The 265-nt window shown below is 44.2% G+C and carries 1 protein-coding gene; it reads left to right on the top strand.

Annotated features, from left to right (window positions below; translation table 11 throughout):
* The coding region (locus AC0IXA_RS27605; RefSeq protein ID WP_471814931.1) for an FAD-dependent oxidoreductase at positions 1–265 on the top strand (265 nt) is incomplete at both ends.

Raw genomic sequence — 265 nt, 5'->3', positions numbered from 1 at the left:
CAATACGGGGAAGTAGAAAAAATTGATATTGAAAACAAACAGATCTTATTCAGCGACCGTGAACCGATTCCGTATGATGATACGGTGATTGGACTCGGCTGTGAGGACAAATATCATAATGTCCCTGGTGCGAAAGAACATACATACAGCATTCAAACCATTGATCAGTCAAGACATGCGTATAACAAATTAAACAATTTGAGCGCAGGTGCAACGGTTGGCATCGTCGGTGCTGGACTTAGCGGGGTAGAGCTGGCCAGTGAAC

Source organism: Pseudomonas sp. AC083 (assembly GCF_979253165.1).
Note: the sequence above shows the minus strand (reverse complement) of the source record. Positions and strands in the feature narration are given on the sequence as shown.